The 17084-nt window shown below is 59.7% G+C and carries 14 protein-coding genes and 2 pseudogenes; 12 read left to right on the top strand and 4 right to left on the bottom strand.

The window, feature by feature from the left end; genetic code table 11:
• Positions 1 to 127 (top strand): annotated as a pseudogene (locus tag VSR68_RS22900) (IS630 family transposase); the annotation flags it as partial.
• 46 nt (positions 128 to 173) lie between these two features.
• Here VSR68_RS22900 and VSR68_RS22895 read toward each other — a convergent pair.
• Complete coding sequence (locus VSR68_RS22895) at positions 174 to 986, bottom strand: SDR family NAD(P)-dependent oxidoreductase (protein WP_342942014.1); 813 nt, start codon at positions 984 to 986, stop codon at positions 174 to 176.
• Between the two features lie 253 nt (positions 987 to 1239).
• Between VSR68_RS22895 and VSR68_RS22890 the strand changes: the two genes are divergently transcribed.
• From VSR68_RS22890 to VSR68_RS22880, 3 genes are read left to right on the top strand one after another with little or no spacing between them, the layout of a single operon-like run.
• Positions 1240 to 2463, top strand: a complete 1224-nt coding sequence (locus VSR68_RS22890) for an acetyl-CoA C-acyltransferase family protein (RefSeq protein WP_342942026.1) — start codon at positions 1240 to 1242, stop codon at positions 2461 to 2463.
• A 24-nt stretch (positions 2464 to 2487) separates the two neighbouring features.
• Positions 2488 to 2742, top strand: coding sequence for a hypothetical protein (locus VSR68_RS22885; protein WP_342942013.1), 255 nt, complete (start codon positions 2488 to 2490; stop codon positions 2740 to 2742).
• A 53-nt stretch (positions 2743 to 2795) separates the two neighbouring features.
• A complete protein-coding gene (locus VSR68_RS22880) occupies positions 2796 to 3584 on the top strand; it encodes an SDR family oxidoreductase (protein WP_342942012.1) in 789 nt (262 codons plus the stop codon).
• A gap of 138 nt (positions 3585 to 3722) precedes the next feature.
• Here the strand turns inward: VSR68_RS22880 and VSR68_RS22875 are convergent, their stop codons facing one another.
• Positions 3723 to 4871 carry an epoxide hydrolase family protein gene (locus VSR68_RS22875; RefSeq protein ID WP_342942011.1) on the bottom strand — a complete coding sequence of 383 codons (1149 nt, stop codon included), beginning with the start codon at positions 4869 to 4871 and terminating at the stop codon, positions 3723 to 3725.
• A gap of 329 nt (positions 4872 to 5200) precedes the next feature.
• On the opposite strand from VSR68_RS22875, the gene VSR68_RS22870 reads away from it, so the two are divergent.
• The 8 genes and pseudogenes from VSR68_RS22870 to VSR68_RS22835 all read left to right on the top strand — a co-directional run bounded on the left by VSR68_RS22870 (position 5201) and on the right by VSR68_RS22835 (position 14358).
• Positions 5201 to 6937 (top strand): FAD-binding protein, encoded by a 1737-nt coding sequence (locus VSR68_RS22870; RefSeq protein ID WP_342942010.1) that lies wholly within the window; start codon positions 5201 to 5203, stop codon positions 6935 to 6937.
• A gap of 139 nt (positions 6938 to 7076) precedes the next feature.
• Entirely contained in the window at positions 7077 to 7247 is a 171-nt protein-coding gene (locus VSR68_RS22865) for a rubredoxin (RefSeq protein ID WP_342942009.1), read from the top strand.
• 1080 nt (positions 7248 to 8327) lie between these two features.
• On the top strand, positions 8328 to 8987 hold the full coding sequence (locus tag VSR68_RS22860) for a TetR/AcrR family transcriptional regulator (protein ID WP_342942008.1): 660 nt from the start codon (positions 8328 to 8330) through the stop codon (positions 8985 to 8987).
• Between the two features lie 71 nt (positions 8988 to 9058).
• On the top strand, positions 9059 to 10558 hold the full coding sequence (gene glcD, locus VSR68_RS22855; protein ID WP_342942007.1) for a glycolate oxidase subunit GlcD: 1500 nt from the start codon (positions 9059 to 9061) through the stop codon (positions 10556 to 10558).
• Positions 10558 to 11625: a glycolate oxidase subunit GlcE gene (gene glcE / locus VSR68_RS22850; protein WP_342942006.1), complete on the top strand. Its 1068-nt coding sequence runs from the start codon at positions 10558 to 10560 to the stop codon at positions 11623 to 11625. Before glcD ends, glcE begins: the two co-directional genes overlap by 1 nt.
• Positions 11626 to 11643: 18 nt before the next feature.
• Positions 11644 to 12879, top strand: a complete 1236-nt coding sequence (gene glcF, locus VSR68_RS22845; protein WP_342942005.1) for a glycolate oxidase subunit GlcF — start codon at positions 11644 to 11646, stop codon at positions 12877 to 12879.
• 1 nt (position 12880) lies between these two features.
• Positions 12881 to 13237 (top strand): annotated as a pseudogene (locus VSR68_RS22840) (GlcG/HbpS family heme-binding protein).
• 224 nt (positions 13238 to 13461) lie between these two features.
• Complete coding sequence (locus VSR68_RS22835) at positions 13462 to 14358, top strand: HTH-type transcriptional regulator ArgP (protein WP_342942004.1); 897 nt, start codon at positions 13462 to 13464, stop codon at positions 14356 to 14358.
• Positions 14359 to 14512: 154 nt separating this feature from the next.
• Here VSR68_RS22835 and VSR68_RS22830 read toward each other — a convergent pair whose 3' ends face one another.
• Together VSR68_RS22830 and VSR68_RS22825 are read right to left on the bottom strand one after the other, a co-directional pair.
• Positions 14513 to 15751 (bottom strand): sodium:solute symporter, encoded by a 1239-nt coding sequence (locus VSR68_RS22830; protein ID WP_342942003.1) that lies wholly within the window; start codon positions 15749 to 15751, stop codon positions 14513 to 14515.
• A complete protein-coding gene (locus VSR68_RS22825; protein ID WP_342942002.1) occupies positions 15744 to 16694 on the bottom strand; it encodes a fatty acid desaturase family protein in 951 nt (316 codons plus the stop codon). The genes VSR68_RS22830 and VSR68_RS22825 overlap by 8 nt, the downstream gene beginning before the upstream one ends.
• Between the last annotated feature and the right edge of the window lie 390 nt (positions 16695 to 17084).

The raw sequence follows: 17084 nt of genomic DNA, 5'->3' as shown, positions 1-17084 counted from the left end.
ACGTATCGATCAATTTGTCTCCCACTACAACCAAAACTGCGAGCCATTCATGTGGACTGCTACCGCTGATTCCATCCTCGCCAAGCTACAAAGACTTTGTACGCGAATCAGCGGAACGACACACTAGGTGACGGTATGCAGCGCACTGGGCGGGCGCCGACTGCGCGCAGCTTTCAGTTCACCGCGCTTGCGTGGCCGCAGTCTACCCGGATGTTTGCGCCGGTCACGTAGGAGCAACGATCGCTCGCGATGAGCGCGACCATGTTGCCGATGTCCTCGACACGGCCGATTCGGGCTACGGGCAGCGGAAAAAACTCGGTCGTATAGCGTCTCTCGATCGTGGCCCAGTCGTCGCCCCAGTTCAACTGACGCGCCAAGTCCCGGATCCAGGCCTCCAGCGCCGGCGTGAGTATCGCGCCGGGGGAGATGGTGTTGACTGTTATGCCGGTATGGGACAGCGCTTTGGACAGGCTCAAGGTCAGATTGTTGAGGGCTGCCTTGGATGCACCGTAGTGCGGGATGGTAGCGAGCGGCTGCATTCCCGAGCCGCTGCCAATGTTGACGATGCGTCCCCATCCACGCTGCTGCATGCCAGGCACGAATGCATGACATAGGCGCACGATGGCGCCAACGTTCTGGCTATAGCCGTTTAACCATGTGTCGAGGCTGACATCGAACCAGGCGGGATTGCCGTGGACGCCGGAGCCTCCGGCGTTGTTGACGAGGATGTCGACGCCTCCCAGCCTATCGAGTACCGCCTTGATGACAGAGTGCGCGCCCGCGTCGGAGCCGAGATCGCCGAGCACCGAATGCACTTCGACGTTTTTCTTGCGCAAACGTGCAGCGATCGCCTCGGTTCGTTGCGCGTCGCGTCCATGCACGAACAGTGTTGCCCCCTCGTCCGCGAGCACTTCCGCGATGCCAGCCCCGATGCCGGAACTGCTGCCGGTCACCAAGGCGCGCCTGCCTTTCAATCCGAGATCCATTGCTTGCCTCCGGGTTTGATTCGATGCCGATACCACTGAGACGCAACGTCAGGTGGTCGCGGTCACGCCCAATTGTGCCAGCTAGTTCCCGATAAAACTATCTCATAGTCATCTTATGTATGAGGAGACCTTACGGGATAGGGGTTGTTCGAATTTAATTCATTGTATAAACTGACTCATAGTCATCTTTTGGCATGAGCGCGGCCTCAGCAACACTGCCCGCGAGGGCTCGGCAGCTATGTCGATCGATGAAATGCGGCGTGGTGCCGCTTGGACGAAGGAGGGGGCGGTGGCAAAACGTGAAGTGGTGGTCCTGAGCGCAGTACGTTCGGCCATTGGAACCTTCGGTGGTTCGCTTGCCGATATGGAGCCGGCCGACTTGGCGGCCCAAGTGATGCGGGCCGCGGTGGAGCGTTCCGGAGTCGACCCGAGCCGGATCAACTATGTGACCGTCGGAAACGTGATCCCGACCGAAAGCCGCTTCGCCTACGTCGCGCGCGTCGCGGCTATCGGGGCGGGTCTTCCGATGGATTCGGTCGCCATGGCCGTGAACCGTCTATGCTCCTCGGGCCTACAAGGGATCGTGACAACCGCGCAAAACATTTTGCTCGGCGATTGCGACTACGGCGTCGGTGGCGGCGTAGAAGTGATGAGCCGCGCAGCTTATTTTTCCACCACGATGCGCAGCGGCGCACGCATGGGTGATGTAACGATGCTCGATGCCATGGTTGCGACGCTGACCGATCCTTTCGGTGTTGGCCACATGGGCATCACCGCCGAAAATCTGGTAGCCAAATGGGGCATAACTCGCGAAGAGCAAGACGCGCTGGCCGCCGAATCGCACCGTCGTGCCGCGGCTGCGATCGCCGAGGGCCGCTTCAAATCGCAGATCGTGCCGATTGCCAAGCAGACCAAGAAGGGCGACGTAATCTTTGACACCGACGAGCATGTCAAGGCCGGCACGACCATGGAGTCGCTTGCGAAACTCAAGCCGGCGTTCAAGAAAGACGGTGGTTCGGTGACTGCCGGGAACGCTTCGGGCATCAACGATGGCGCGGCGTTCTTCGTGCTCGCCGAGGCGTCGGTGGCTATGTCGGGCGGATATAAGCCAATGGCGCGTTTGGTATCGTACGCAGTGGCCGGCGTGCCGAACGAGCTCATGGGCGAGGGCCCGATCCCGGCATCCAAGCTGGCGTTGCGCAAGGCCGGTCTGACGCTGGACCAGATAGATGTAGTGGAGAGCAACGAGGCTTTCGCCGCACAAGCCATCGCTGTCAGTCGAGGCCTCGAGTTGGATCCGGCGAAGACCAACCCAAACGGTGGCGCGATCGCGCTGGGTCATCCGATCGGCTGCTCGGGAGCATTCATCGCAACGAAGGCAATCTACGAGCTCCAACGAACGGGCGGCCGCTACGCACTGGTGACGATGTGCATTGGCGGCGGCCAGGGCATCGCCGCTGTGTTCGAGCGTCTCTGACCGAATAGACCGATCGGGTTCACTATGCAGAACATGCAATCGAACGAGGGGGAACAATGCCCCTTCACATTCAATTTCGATCCCGCAACCTTCAAAGCCGGCGACGTCGTGAGCTACCGGGTCGAGTCGTTAGGAGACTTTCCGTTTATCGGCACGCTGCTCGAGGTGCAACGGGACTACGTTGTGATTTCGCCAAACGATCCCGGCGATCCGCACCGTCGCATGAAAGGGACGCGTGAAAGCCGTCCCGTTGTGCCTCACGCAGAGGCGATCGACTGAACGACGCTCGAGCGGCAGGAATCGAATGCATTTAGCGTTGACTCGGAGGAGGCATGGATCTCGGTATTGCGGGAAAAGTCGCGCTAGTGGCGGGCGGAAGCAAGGGCATGGGACGGGCATGCGCCGACATGCTAGCGGCAGAGGGTTGTCGGGTCGTTGTCGTGGCGCGCGAGGAGAGCGCCATCGCTAGCGCCGTGGCCGCTATCGATGCGGCTGGCGGTACAGCGATCGGGGTCTCGGCCGATCTCACTTCATTGGACGGGATTCGATCCGCGCTTGCCGTTGCTAAGGAAGCATTCGGTGCGCCAGACATCGTGGCCAGTCAGACCAACGACTTCAGCACGGGGCGGTTCATGGACGCCGACCCGGCCGAGTACGAGCGGATCTTCCGGGTCTTCACCTTGGCGACTATCCACTTGGCGCGCGAAGCGATCCCTTCCATGCGGCAACGGCGCTGGGGGCGATTCATTCACATCGGATCGGGGACGGCAAAAGAGCCCGAAGCCTCGATCCCCCACATCTTGCACAACACCGTCCGGCCTTCGACCGTCGCGTTTCTCAAGACCGTTGCGGACGAGGTTGCGGCCGACGGGGTGACCGTCAATACCGTGGCGCCCGGCTGGATTTCCACGGAGGGGTCTCGCGCTTACCTCTCAGCTGAAGGGCTCGACATACGCGCGGTGGAGACGTCACCCGAAGTCAGCGGAGGTATTCCTGCGGGCAGGGTAGGCCACCCGAATGAGATCGGGGGCATTGTGACCTTCCTCGCGTCGCAGCAGGCGGCATACATTACCGGAGAATGGATCATCGTCGATGGAGGCAAGCATCGCAGCGCCCTGTAATCCATTGTCGAATTCAAGTATGCTGGCAGCGAACTTAGCAGCGCATGGCCGTGCGTCAGCTGGAGCCGCGATTGGCTTCGGCGCGCGGCAGTCATGACGACCTCGCCTGGCGAGGATGGATCAATGTGCGCTTGGTCGTCAACTTAGCGGCCAACATTCGCTTGCCCACGTGCGGAGATCATCGAGAAAGGCGCGAGGCTGTTCCATGGCGGCGAAATGGCCACCCTCCGAAAAATCAGTCCAGCGCGTCAATCGGTATAGCAGTTCGAAACGGCTGCGTGGCGGCGGCGGCATCAATGCGTCGCCTGAAAAGCTGGCATAAGCGGTGGGCGTTTCGCAGCGCACCCCGGGCGGCAGCATACAGAAGCCATCCTGCACTACGCCGGCGTAGTACCAAGCGGCGCTGACGAAGCTGCCGGTCATCACGTAGATCATTACGTTGGTCAACAACTCGTCAAGCGGATGGACTTGCTCGAAAGTGCGCCGGCGCAAGTCGGACCAATCGTGAAAGCGCTCGATGATCCAAGCAGCCTGGCCGAGCGGGTTATCTGCTGTGGCCCACGCAAGCGACTGCGGCTTTGACATCTGAAGAGCGGAATAACCGCCGTAACGAATCTGTGCAAGCTGGGTCGCCTCCATCCAGCGTTGCTCGTCTTCGTTCTGAGAGGGCGCGTGTGAGCGAAACGCCATCATGTTGAGATGGATCGCCCTGACTGATGCCGCGCAATCGAGTCCGAGCCACGAGGTGACAACGGAACCCCAATCTCCTCCTTGCGCTAGGTACTGCGGGTAACCTAGCACCGTGGTCATCAATTCGTTCCACAGTGCAGCGGTTGCTCTTTGGCCGATGGGGCCGGGCGGCTTGCCGCTAAACCCGAAGCCGGGCAAGCTGGGGATGACGAGGTCGAACGCGCTTTCGGGGCGGCCTCCAAAGCGAGAGGGAAACGCTAAGGGCTCGATCAGTTCCCAGAACTCAAAATGGGAGCCTGGCCAGCCGTGTGTCAAGAGCAGCGGTCTCCGGCCCTCGCTCTCGCCGCGCACATGGACGAAATGGATCTCACACTCGCCGAGGCGCGTCGTGAACTGAGGAAAGCGATTGAGATTTTCTTGGGCAGCGCGCCAATCGTACTCGTCGAGCCAGTAGGATCGCACACGCTCGAGAAAGGCTGCATCACAGCCATAGGTCCAGGCGGATCCGGGAGGGGCGGGTGGGAGCGTGGTGCTTCTAACGCGCTCCAGCATGGCCGCTACGTTTGCTTCCGACCATTCGACCTTGTAAGGTGTCATCGAGGATTCCTGTGTTTGGATGCAAACGGTGCATCGACAGGTCCGTAGCGAGCGACATTCTTCGTGCGCTGTTGTTCGCGTAAATCCGTCGCATTTAACTGACCATGCGTTAGTTTACATGGCTATTCGCTAGCAAGGAAGAGGGCCCACCCTAGTAGGCAACTTCGAATAGATGATTGATAATCAGCTATCGTGCCGCGATGAAAACGAGGATCTGGCGCGTCGGCCCCGGGGAGCACACAACTGCACAAAGTAGTATTGGGTGACGAACTGTAACGCCGCGCACACGGTTGCATTCGAGGCCAACATATTGACTTGGAGCGTATGTCATGAGCGAACCCCATGATTCGCTGGATACCGAGCGGCGGGAAAGTACGCCGGCGGATCCCCGTTGGAGTTCCTATGTGCAGGAGCCGCTGCGCGTCGGGGATGCAGAATCCGAATGCTGGGATGGTGTTGCCGACGTGATCGTCGTCGGCTTTGGCGGCGCGGGTGCTTGCGCCGCTCTGGAAGCGCGCGCGCACGGATTGGACGTGCTTGCGCTAGACAGGTTCGGCGGCGGAGGGGCAACGGCGCTCTGCGGGGGCATCTATTACGGCGGCGCGACGCGTCATCAGCGCTCGGCCGGATACGATGATACGCCGGAGGAAATGTATCGCTACCTCAAACAGGAAGTCGGTGACACAGTTCTAGACTCAACATTGCGCAAGTTTTGCGAGGACAGCAATACGAACCTTGAGTGGCTGGAATCACACGGCGTCCGGTTTGGCGGTCATGTTTACGACGGGAAGCGTTCCTACCCGCCGGTCGGCTATGACCTATATTTTTCCGGGAACGAAAAGGTCTCGCGCTACCGGCAGTACGCGAAGCCTGCTCCGCGCGGTCATCGTGTGGTCGGGCCGAAATATACAGGATCTGTCCTGTACGCCGCGTTGTCGGCGTCGGCGGTGCAGCACGGCGTCCGTGTGCATGATCATTGCCCCGTGAAGCGCTTGATCGTCGACCGTCATGGTGCAGTGATCGGCGTGGAGGCCGGTGCAATAGACCCCGATTCTGCCGCAGGCCGAGAGCACCGCAAGCTGATTGCGCGCGTGAATGCGTGGCAACGGTTCTTCGTACCTGCCGCTTTGCGCACCGGCGAACGTCTGGCGTCACTAGAGCGGGAGCATACCCGTCCAGTTCGAATCCGGGCGCTTCGCGGCGTCATCCTATCCACAGGCAGCTTTGCGTTTAACCGGCAGATGGTTGATCAATACGCGCCGAAATACCGTGACGCGATGCCGCTCGGGACCCTGGGTTGCGACGGAAGCGGTATTCGGCTCGGGCAGAGCGTGGGCGGCGTCACTGATTGCATGCAGTCAGTGACCGCGTGGCGGTCGATCAGTCCGCCGATTTCTTTTGTGGAAAGCGTGGTCGTGAACTGCGAAGGCCGCCGCTTCATCAACGAAGATGCATATCTTGGCCATCTTGGCTTCGCCGTTGCCGAACAGACGGGCGGGCGGGCGTGGGTAATTATTGACCGCGCATCCTATCGGCGTTCGTTTCTCGATACTGTGCCTGTCCGCGGAGAGAGCTGGCACGAGTTCAGACTTCCGCTATTGATGAATCTTCTCTCAGCGGTCAAGGGGCGTACCTTGGAGGAACTGGCTCAACGCTGTGGCATTGCTCCCGACGCGCTCGTATCTACCGTGGAGAACTATAACGCCGGCGTCAAATCGGGTATCGACGAATGGGGTAAGCCGGAGGAGTATCAGACGCCGCTTCGCGGCGGCCCTTACTACGCAATCGATATTTCGATCGGCAGCAAGAAATTCCTGTGCCCATCGATCCCAATGGGGGGGCTCGTCGTGGATGAAAGCACCGGCCACGTGATGCGTTCCGACGGCTCACGAATCAAGGGCCTGTTCGCTGCGGGACGAGCTGCCAAGGGCATTCCATCGGGGTTCTACGTCAGCGGAACTTCAGTAGCCGACTGCGTATTTTCGGGGCGTCGCGCGGGCTTACATGTGGTGGGGGAAGGTCACGCTGCGCAGTCATCGCCTGTCACCGAGCGCTCGACGCAGTGATGAACTTGCCATGGTGCGCCTCTCTATTGCAAGGCCGCGTTGTTTGATTGAATCTTGATGGGCAGCGCGCTTCCGCCTGGTGCTCCGCAGTACCTAGTCTTGAGCGGACACCCAGATCGTCAACTACCTTTGGACAATTATGAAAAAGTGGCAATGCGCTTTTTGCGGGTTTTACTATGATGAGGCCTTGGGACTTCCGGCCGAAGGCATTGCGCCAGGAACTCGATGGGAAGATGTTCCCGTCGATTGGCAGTGCCCCGAGTGTGGTGCGACCAAGACTGATTTTGCAATGATCGAAGTGGACGCGTGAGCGCTTGACGAAAAGCACGGTACAAAGCCGTGCTGTCGAGGCTTTCTCAAAATATGTGGCCCATGATGCCCATAGGAGCATCGTGGGGCCACATATTCACGGAATCAGATGTATCGGGCCTGCCGGTATGGCAGTGGGGAAAGAGCAAATACCGCCGTAATACGTACATGGCGGAGATGATAAGCGTTCTTCGGAAACATCCCACGCACGCCAGAAAATCACAATTATGATTGCGACTCCCGCCATCTTGAGTGCGCCAGCGAGGATAGAGCGATTCTTAATCATTGTCTCCACCGATATGAATGATCCGCTTTACCATTTTTACGGTCGATCAGCCTAAGGCTCGTCAAAGGTAAAATCAGCTCGTGATTCGTTTGAACGGGAAAAGCCAATTAAAGAAAATTACCCTGTGCAAGGCGGTCGCTTGTTTTGTTAATCCTTGGGCGTTACGTAAAGCACACATCTGCCCGCCGCACAGCGTGAACACGCATTGCTTGCCCTGTGGGCGCTTGTGGAAACACGTGCCATCGCCCATCGTCATGCTGGAAGAAGAAGAGGGCCAACGGACTTTCGGAGTCCACAAGTTCTACGAGTACACACCGTCTATGACCTGGATTGTGTTCGTGGCCATATCGCACTACACGGACGGATGCGTCGCATGATGGCATCAACCACTTATCAATCAGCGAACGCAAAGATCCCTCTTCAGCCACCATTTCCCGCACCTCAGCCGCAAGTTGCAACAGATCAGCTCGCCTTGACCGACTGGACGGAGCCGTTCGAGGGCGACGGTAGATCGGCGCCAGTGGCCGCCAAATCATTCGTCATTTGACGAAATGCTAGTTGTCGCGTGACGAATAAACAAGGTTCGAATGCGTAGGGACTTTCCCTGTCTCAATGGCGGCCATCGAAGGAGCTACGACGCCACATTGCTCGGCGTTTGCTACTGTACTTAGTTCGTCGTGTGACGTACTATTTGCGCGACTGGAGACGATGACACCGTGTCGGACGGGTGGACCGGCCGAGCGCTGCAACGGTAAGGCCGGTACAGGTATGTTCATGCGGCGGAGGATCGCGACGATGAGAAAGATGTACGTTACATCAGAGGAAATTCTGGGCGCAAGTGCTGCGCAGCCTGCGCGTCGCGGTAACAGGACGACACGAGTGCCGGCGATTCTCGAAGTGGCGATCAGCGTGTTCGCAACGAAGGGCAATGCAGGATTCACGCTGCGGGGCGTTGCCACCGAGGCAGGGATTCAACTGAAAACCCTGCAACACTATTTCAATACGCGAGATGAGCTGTTGCGGGCCACTATCGCCGAAATGACCCGGCGTTACATCGCACGATATACGACAATTGCCAAGAACAAGCTTCTGTCTCCAGAGGCTCGCCTCGACACCATCATCGATGAGATATTTGCCGAGCTTACGGGGCCCAGAGGGCACATCGCTGGGGGCTTCGCCCTCGAATGCTGGGGTCTGGCGGAGCACGACGAGTCTACGCGCGATTTCTTTGATAAAAATACGAGCGAGTTTCATGAATTGTTCGTGGGGCTTGTAGCAAAACTGAATCCGACGCTGAGTGCAGCGGAGTGTGCAATGCGTGGCGCTCAACTACTTTCGCATATGTTTGGGCTGGTCGTTTATATCCGAAGAGCAGGCGATACCTGCCCTGATCGGGACGCCTTTCGACATGTCACTAAAGTGGTGTGGAAGGCAATCAGTAATGCATCTCAATGATTGCAATCGAAAGAGCTTGCGGAATTCGAGATTGAGCGCGTGGCGAACGGCGTGCATGGGGGGATGATGCAATGAGCTTCATATATGACGAAGCGATCGACGGCCTACTGCAAGTGGTCGATCGCACTGAGCTGGTGACAGCGCTTCGTGCGCGGGCACCCGAGCTGGAAATCCTGACTGAACGTGAGGACCTACGTCCATTCGAATGTGACGGTCTAGCTGCCTATCGGACCATGCCGCTCCTCGTGGTATTGCCGTCGACCATCGACGAGGTGGGCGCTGTCATACAAGTAGCAGCGGCGCGCGGCGTGCCGCTCGTCACCCGCGGTGCAGGTACAGGGCTGTCGGGTGGTGCCATGCCGCTCGAGAAGGGCATCTTGCTCGTGATGGCGAAATTCAGCCGAATTCTGTCAATCGATGCGGACGCCGGCATCGCGCGCGTGCAGCCCGGCGTACGCAACCTCGCAATCTCCCAGGCTGCGGCATCGTATGGGCTCCACTACGCTCCGGATCCGTCGTCACAGATCGCCTGCACGATCGGCGGCAACGTTGCAGAAAACGCGGGTGGCGTGCATTGCCTCAAATATGGCCTGACTGTGCACAACGTCCTAAAGGTCGATATCCTGACGATTGAGGGGGAACTGCTCACGCTCGGATCTGACGCGCTCGACAGCGCGGGCTTTGACCTACTTGCGTTGTTCACGGGTTCCGAGGGAATGCTCGGTGTCATAGTCGAGGTGGCTGTGAAGCTGCTTCCGAAGCCGTCCAGCGTGCAGGTGCTGATGGCCAGCTTCGATGACGCCAGTAAAGCCGGCGCGGCTGTCGCGAAGATCATCGGCGCGGGCGTGATCCCCGGCGGCCTTGAAATGATGGACAACCTCGCAATCCGCGCGGCGGAGGATTTTGTCCATGCCGGCTACCCGGTCGACGCGCAGGCGATCCTGCTGTGCGAACTCGACGGCGTGGCAAGCGATGTGGAGGAAGACGCCGAACGCGTCGCGTCGCTGCTGCACGAAGCGGGGGCGTCCGAGTTGCGCGTCGCTCGCGACGACATTGAGCGCCATCGATTCTGGGCAGGTCGCAAGAATGCGTTCCCGGCCGTGGGCCGCATCTCGCCCGATTACTACTGCATGGATGGCACGATTCCTCGCCGGGAGTTGCCGCGCGTGCTGAAGGAGATCGCGGCGTTATCCGATGAGTATGAACTCCAGGTAGCGAACGTGTTCCATGCTGGCGACGGCAACATGCACCCTCTCATCTTGTTCGACGCAAACCGGCCAGGTGAAATGGATCGAGCGGAAGCACTGGGTGGCCGAATTCTCGAGCTATGCGTAGAGGTGGGCGGTAGCATCACGGGGGAACATGGCGTCGGGCGCGAGAAGATTAATCAGATGTGTGTGCAGTTCAAGGGGGAAGAGATTGATTATTTCCACGCTATCAAGGCGGCATTCGATCCGTCGGGGCTGTTGAATCCGGGGAAGAACATTCCGACACTGGCCCGCTGCGCGGAGTTCGGTGCGATGCACATCCACCGTGGACATCTCCCATTTCCCGAACTGGAGCGATTCTAATGCGACGCGAACCGGGTCCGGCAGACGACAGCGCCGCGTTGATCTCCCAGGTCGAAGCGGCACGCGCTGCGCGCGCATCGCTGCTCATTCGCGGCAGCAACAGCAAAGCGTTCCTGGGGCGCGCTGTTGATGCGCGGACGATCGATACGTGCGGTCATCGCGGTATCGTCCACTATGATCCGACCGAGCTTGTCGTGACGGTGCGCGCGGGCACGCCGTTGGCTGAAGTGGAGGCGCTGCTCGACGATGCAGGCCAGATGCTGCCGTTCGAGGCCCCCATGTTCGGCGGCGCTGGTACGGTGGGCGGTATGTTTGCGACCGGCTTGTCCGGGGCCCGGCGGCCGTGGACTGGAGCAGTGCGCGACTTCGCGCTTGGCTGCCGCGTGATTTCAGGCAATGGCAAGCATTTGCGCTTTGGCGGCGAGGTGATGAAAAACGTCGCGGGCTATGATGTATCTCGGCTATTGGCGGGAAGCTTTGGCTGCCTCGGGCTTGTGACTGAAGTATCGCTGAAGGTGCTCCCGAAACCGCGTGCGACGCGCTGCGTCGTACTCGAGCTGGCGCCCGCGGATGCACACCGCCGGCTTGTCGCGTGGCGCCGCGCGGGACTATCGGTTACGGGCGCTTGCTATGCGGAGGGCGGCCTGCACCTGCGTCTTGAAGGGGGGATCGGCGCAGTGCGAGCTGCGCGTGACGGCATCGGCGGCACCGATGTGGACGGAACGTTTTGGGCACAGCTAAGGCGCTTCACACTGCCGTTCTTTGCTGACACGCGTCCTTTATGGCGTTTGTCGTTGCCCTCGGCGGCGCCGATTGCGGCGTTACCCGGTAACGCACTTCTCGATTGGGGCGGCGCACAGCGCTGGCTCAAGAGCGATGTGGATGAAAGCGACGTGCGCCGCGTAGCGAAGGAGCTTGGCGGCCACGCGACCGCCTTCACGCCCGGCGTCACTGACACTCCGTTCCACCCATTGCCCGATCCGCTGATGCGGTTGCATCGGCGTCTGAAAGCACAGCTTGATCCCCTGGGGATCTTCAACCCGGGCCGCCTTTACGCGGATCTCTGACGCGGGGTTTCTGATCCGATGCAAACCAATTTGAGCGAAGCGACGCAGCGCCTGAAGCGCGCGAACGAGGCTGAGTCGATCTTGCGCGCCTGCGTGCATTGCGGATTCTGTAACGCGACTTGCCCAACCTACCAACTGCTTGGTAGCGAACTTGACGGACCGCGCGGCCGCATTTACCTGATCAAGCAAGTCCTCGAGGGGCAGCCCGTCAGCGAAAAGACGCAGTTGCACCTCGACCGGTGCCTAAGCTGCTGCAACTGTGAGACGACATGTCCGTCGGGCGTACGCTACCACGCGCTACTCGACATCGGGCGCGCGGAGGTCGAACGACGTGTGACGAGACCGGTGCGTGAGCGCTTGTTGCGCGCCGGGCTACGCCACGTCGTATCGCGGCCGACCGCGTTCGCTGCACTGCTCGGTGTGGGCCGTACGGTGCGCAGTCTGCTGCCCGAGGCGTTGCGCAATAAGATTCCTTTCGCATCGCCAACGGCAATCTCGCGGTCGCCTGTACGGCATGCGCGCCACGTGCTGATGCTCGAAGGCTGCGTGCAACCGTCGCTCGCGCCGAATACAAACGCGGCCGCTGCGCGAGTCCTCGACCGGCTTGGGATCAGCGTGACGCCTGCGCCGAAGGTGGGATGCTGCGGTGCGAATGAATATCATTTGAACGCGCAGGACGCAGGCCTCGGTCGCGCGCGACGCAATATCGACGCGTGGTGGCCTGCAATCGAGGCGGGCGCCGAGGCAATCGTGATTTCGGCGAGTGGCTGTGGGGCGTTCGTGAAGGAGTACGGCGATCTCCTGCGTTTCGATCTCGCCTATGCGGAGAAGGCGCGGCGCGTGAGTACGCTGGCTCGCGATCTCGTTGAGGTCGTAGCCGCCGAGCCGCTCGATGCTTTCACCCGCGTGACTGGTCGGCGAATCGCATTTCATTGCCCCTGCACCTTGCAGCATGCTCAGCGGTTAGGTGGCGCCGTTGAAGGCGTGCTGTCGCGGCTAGGTTTCGAGCTGACGAGCGTAGCGAACGCCAATCTTTGCTGCGGTTCGGCCGGGACGTATTCGCTAACGCAGCCGGAAATCGCACGCCAACTGCGCGACAACAAGCTTGATGCGCTCGAGGCCGATTACCCGGATGCAATCGTGAGCGCGAATATTGGATGTCAAACACATCTAAACAGCGCAGGGCGGAGCCACGTCATGCACTGGATCGAGCTCGTCGAAGCTTTGCTTTCCCCAGAGCAAGAGAGGATTTGAGATGCAAACGAAGCCATCGCTCGGCATTGCCGAAACGAATCGCATCCTCGAAGCGGCTAATGGCGAAGCAGTCCGCAACGGCTGGGCTGTCGCCATCCCGGTCGTCGACGGCGGTGGTCATCCGCTCGCGCTCGCGCCGCTCGACGGCGTCTCGCCGGCGAGTGCCTATCCTGAACAGGAAGAGGCGCGCACTGCGCGCTGTGCCGTCGTGAGACCAAGTTCTGAGGGCATGATCAACGGCGGCTGTACTCCTTTCTGAGCGCGCCACTCTCGACGACTCTCAAACGGCGGCGTGCCGCTGATTGTGGATGGACAAGTAATAGGCGCAGTGGGAGTGTCGGGCGTAAAGTCCGACTAGCACGGACAGCTGGCTAGCGCTGGCGCCATCAGCATCGTCATGTAGGCGCTGTTCAAGTATTTTCGAGTGATCTGCTAAGGATTGACGATCGAAATCACAGAGGACGCTGCATCGATTTCGACGAAGCACGCGCGACACTTCGTCAAGGCGCTTCAACTCTGCCGCGCCATATTGCGCTTGACGATGCGCGGGGATCAGTGAGAACGGTCCTGGAAGAGGGCACAATGTTGAACTTATTGCATTTAGAAACGTTTGCCGCAGTGGTGGAGCACCGCAATTTCCGACTAGCTGCGACCGCGCTGAATATTTCTCCTGGCGCAGTTTCGCGGCGGGTCAAGGTACTCGAGGAATCAGTAGGCGCGGTGCTTGTGACACGCGAACCGACAGTGACGCCGACGAAGGCGGGAGAAGAGGTCCTGCGCCATTTCATGTCGGTACGGCTTCAGGAGGACACCCTGCTCCGGCATATCATGCCAGGTAGAGTGGGGCCAACAGCCCTCGCACTTGCGATTAACGCAGATTCTCTTGCAACGTGGTTCGGTGCGGTCGCGCGCGAATTGGCACAGCGGCATGCTGCGCTTGAGATCGTTGTTGACGACCAGGATCATACGCTCGATGCTCTTGCCCGAGGCGACGTTAAAGGTTGCCTTTCGACGGAGCGGAAGCCGATCGAGGGTTTTCTGGCCGATCCGGTCGGGCAGATGCGCTATCAATGTGTCTCAACACCGACATTCGCCAGTGAGCGTCTTTCTGGCGGCCTGGTGCTGCCCGATTTGTTGGGCGTCCCGGCCATTCTGTTTGACAGGAAGGATGCTTTGCACGACGCGTTTCTCGAGCTCAGGTTCAGAGTGATGCCTGGGTCGTACGTGAAGCACTACTTCCCTTCGCCGGCGGCGTTACTCAATGCAATTCTGGACGAAATCGGATATGGACTCGTACCAGCAATGCAGGCCGAGCCGCTGATCAGCTCTGGCAGACTGGTTGCGCTCGCCCCTGGCCACGACTTACTGGTTGATCTCTACTGGCATCATTGGGAAGCGGAACCTGAGCCGCTGGCTGAGATCAGCGCACTGGTGGTGGATCGCGCACGGCGGAGCCTGATCCAGGCAGACCGGAATTGATAGGGCGCAGATTGGGCCGTAAAGTGTCATGGCCCGATCATCTGTACGGCTATTACAGCGATTCGGAACCCGAGCCACTGCCGGTCGTCGATTGCGCATTGCTGAAGCCCGATCGAGACAGCTCCGGTAAGCAAAGACGGAACTTTTGTCCGAACTACGATCGGCCGCCGTGGCGAGCAACCGTCAGCTGCCATCCGCATAGCACGAACGCGGACGCGGCGAGCCCGGCAGGAAGAGGCAGCCACTTTGGTATATTCCCCAAACCTGTCCAATGTGCAGCCGCGACAAGTAGTGACGTTGCGCTCCCAGAAACCAACAGGATAAATGCGCAGCGCGGTGTGACGTATCGTCCCATCTCGTGAAGCAAAAATAAGACCCCGACGGCTGAAACGTAGACTATGTTGAGCGACACGATGGTCGAGACGATCGCTTGGCCGTCAGTCGCAATGGCGCAACCAATTGCGATGACCGGTAGTCGCCAGGCGGCTGCGCGCCGCTTATCGAACGGGTGAAGGGCTACCAATGCGCTGATCATCGCACGGGCCACGGCAGCGCCTGACCCGAGCGCGGCTAGCAGGATGGCGCAAATACAGAGCAGCCCTATCGGCGCGCGGGCCTGTAGCATGATCCAAGGTATAGCGCTGGCGGGATCTGTGAGACCTGCAAGCCTTCCCGCATGAAGCGCTGCGAGGACCGTCGCCGCCGGGATAAAGCCGGTAACCATGAGAAAAATGCTCGCGAGCACGCAGCCAAGCCTGGCGTCGGTCGGTCGGCGCGCAGCAATGACGAACTGTTGATAGTCTGATCCCGTGATTACCAAAAATCCGACTGCCACGACCGTGACGAGCGTATCGGCTCGAGGCTCGGCCTTTAATCCGTAAACAAATGATGGCCAGGCGTGCAGGTATAGTGGCAATCCGTTTGACTGGACAAGCGCATGCACGAGAGCGAGGTTGCTCGCCAGGAGACAGCACGCGAATAGCATTGCCGCCAAGCCGAGTTCCAGGGAAGACACGACCAGCAGCGCGGCCGCGATCAGCGCCAACGCATGGGTTGCGGGGAGTCCGGCCGCGATGAGCACGGCGATGCCGCCATGGATCTGGGCCGCGAGTACGCCGGACATCCAGAAAAGCGACAGAAGAGCCACCAGCTTGCGGACAGCCAGTCCATAGCGTTGCCCGAAGACATCCCAGATAAGCTCGCGTCCGCGCCATAGCGTTGGTGCGGCAACCGCGAGCGCGAGCATCCCCAGCGCCGTGACCATCGCATAGAGGCTGCCTTCTATGCCGGCATGTAGCGCCATTTCGCCTGACCCGAGGAGGAACGCAACACCATAGCTTGCCGATATGAGTAATGCACCGACGCGAGCGGCGCCCAATTTGCGCTCACTCATCGTTTTCCTCCGCAGGAACTTCCCATTCACGGACCACCGCGTCGGAGCCGAGAAAGTATGCATGACAAACCTTGGCTCTGCTGGCGAAGGCGGGCAACTGCGACAGCTTGCGGTGCGCGTTGCGAAGACGATGGTAGGGAATCGAAGGCATCAGGTGATGCGTAAGATGGTAGCCGTTGTTACGTGGATGAATGATCCAGCGTAAGACGCTGTGCGCGGAGACATCGCGCGTGTAATTGAAGATTCCGCCCGGTTGCCGGCCGAAGTGGTCGCACAACTCACGAAATGTGGTGATGGCGTGAAAAACCGTAGCCCTGGCCAGCATCCACATACCGAAGAAGAGGGCAGCCGAATGAAATCCGAGCACCAGCGTCACGGCACCGAGTACGGCCGCCCACCATCCGACAATGCCCATCTTTTGCGACACGCTGATTCGTGGCAGATGCAGGTGCCCGAACACGGAGCTTCGCCACGCCGCCGGCGTCAGGAGAACCTTGCGATACGGTTGCCACCATGCGCGACCCGGTTCAGGTTGAACGGCGATGTAGTCAGGATCGAGCTTGGGATCTCCCAGCCAGCCGTGGTGACGTGAATGGAACTCGCGATAGACCGCGAGACTGTTGAGCAGGGCCGGCGCGATGAAGATCCGCGCGATAGTGTCGTTGACACTAACCGATCGTGCGAGATTGCGGTGAGCGGCATCGTGCAGCAGATTGCCGAGGGCACGTTGCCGGTTGCCGATCCATGGGATCACCGCCGAGGCCGACCACAATCCGAATCGATGCAAGCACAACATTGCCAGAGCAATGCTTAACCAGTCGAAGGCAATATCGAATGCAATCCTGAGTTCGTCAGGTGATGTCATGTCGCGGTGCACAGTATTCCATGCCGGAAACGCCGAGCGGATTAAATCCTGATCGTTCAACAGGGCGCGATGACTCATGGATGACTCCCTCCCGTCTGTGGCGATGAGGCCTCGTGCAATTGACACACAAGACCAGTGCGAAGGTGGCAGAAAAGGAGTCTTGATCTTAGGAAATGATCGTGCGGTCGCGGGCGTGTTGCGCAAATTTGTGCGACGTTGAGATTTTGAGAGCAGCGGGGCGATCGCTGTCTCGCCTCGCTTGGTGCCGGCATCGAGACGAGGGCGAGTCTGTCTGTGGCCGGTTCCAGCAACGACAACGTTGCATGCGGCAATACGTCGATAATGGATGTACCCCTCTCCGTGAATTTGAACATCGGGAGCATCATGCGCGCCGAGGGCGTGCAGAATGCCTCTTTTTACCTTTCGGGGGCACAATGGATCGACGGGGCCAATGTTAAAGCAGAACGT

Origin of the sequence: Paraburkholderia phymatum (assembly GCF_038900715.1) — a bacterium.
Taxonomy (GTDB): Bacteria; Pseudomonadota; Gammaproteobacteria; order Burkholderiales; family Burkholderiaceae; genus Paraburkholderia; species Paraburkholderia phymatum_A.
This window is presented reverse-complemented; position numbering and strand designations above follow the sequence as displayed.

Bases quoted from the DNA above. Each gene is read 5' to 3' on its own strand.
- VSR68_RS22895 (WP_342942014.1), bottom strand. From the start codon at position 986: ATGGATCTCGGATTGAAAGGCAGGCGCGCCTTGGTGACCGGCAGCAGT.
- VSR68_RS22890 (WP_342942026.1), top strand. From the start codon at position 1,240: ATGCGGCGTGGTGCCGCTTGGACGAAGGAGGGGGCGGTGGCAAAACGT.
- VSR68_RS22885 (WP_342942013.1), top strand. From the start codon at position 2,488: ATGCAGAACATGCAATCGAACGAGGGGGAACAATGCCCCTTCACATTC.
- VSR68_RS22880 (WP_342942012.1), top strand. From the start codon at position 2,796: ATGGATCTCGGTATTGCGGGAAAAGTCGCGCTAGTGGCGGGCGGAAGC.
- VSR68_RS22875 (WP_342942011.1), bottom strand. From the start codon at position 4,871: ATGACACCTTACAAGGTCGAATGGTCGGAAGCAAACGTAGCGGCCATG.
- VSR68_RS22870 (WP_342942010.1), top strand. From the start codon at position 5,201: ATGAGCGAACCCCATGATTCGCTGGATACCGAGCGGCGGGAAAGTACG.
- VSR68_RS22865 (WP_342942009.1), top strand. From the start codon at position 7,077: ATGAAAAAGTGGCAATGCGCTTTTTGCGGGTTTTACTATGATGAGGCC.
- VSR68_RS22860 (WP_342942008.1), top strand. From the start codon at position 8,328: ATGAGAAAGATGTACGTTACATCAGAGGAAATTCTGGGCGCAAGTGCT.
- glcD (WP_342942007.1), top strand. From the start codon at position 9,059: ATGAGCTTCATATATGACGAAGCGATCGACGGCCTACTGCAAGTGGTC.
- glcE (WP_342942006.1), top strand. From the start codon at position 10,558: ATGCGACGCGAACCGGGTCCGGCAGACGACAGCGCCGCGTTGATCTCC.
- glcF (WP_342942005.1), top strand. From the start codon at position 11,644: ATGCAAACCAATTTGAGCGAAGCGACGCAGCGCCTGAAGCGCGCGAAC.
- VSR68_RS22835 (WP_342942004.1), top strand. From the start codon at position 13,462: ATGTTGAACTTATTGCATTTAGAAACGTTTGCCGCAGTGGTGGAGCAC.
- VSR68_RS22830 (WP_342942003.1), bottom strand. From the start codon at position 15,751: ATGAGTGAGCGCAAATTGGGCGCCGCTCGCGTCGGTGCATTACTCATA.
- VSR68_RS22825 (WP_342942002.1), bottom strand. From the start codon at position 16,694: ATGAGTCATCGCGCCCTGTTGAACGATCAGGATTTAATCCGCTCGGCG.